At 59.9% G+C, this 531-nt stretch carries 1 pseudogene; it reads left to right on the top strand.

Annotated elements, in window-relative coordinates:
- A pseudogene (locus AC1DLB_RS31770) lies at window positions 1–531 on the top strand (helicase); the annotation flags it as partial.

Raw genomic sequence — 531 nt, 5'->3', positions numbered from 1 at the left:
GTGCAACCGGTGCCGCGCCTGTGGCTGGCGAGCATCGAGTTCAGCGCCTTCGAACCGCGCAACGGAAAAATGCAGCGTTACATTCAGCATCGCGCGGCGCTGTCCTTCAGCTATCTGGACGAATACGTCAGCGGACAGAAAAACGCTGACATCCTGATTCGTCAGGAGACACAGACGCTGCGGATAAAACGTCACCCGGAAGTCGAACAGACCTACAGGGAGCAGCTGCGGATCCTCGGTTTCAAAGTCGCCACCCGACAAAGCAAGGCCTTGCCGGAAAGTGCCGGCGAACTCTACGAGATGGTCAACGACAGCGCCTGGCTGACCTTCACCCTCAATGAGCTGCCGAAGTTGCGCACCCAAGGCTGGGAGTTGCAGATCGACGAGGATTTCGGCTTCGACCTGACCGCCGTGGACGACTGGTACGCCACCGTCGAGCAGGCGCCGGAACGCGACTGGTTCGACCTGGAACTGGGGATCATCGTCAACGGCGAACGCCTGAGCCTGCTGCCGATCCTGTTGAACCTGATG

It is taken from the genome of Pseudomonas sp. 05N434, from assembly GCF_056396965.1.
This window is presented reverse-complemented; position numbering and strand designations above follow the sequence as displayed.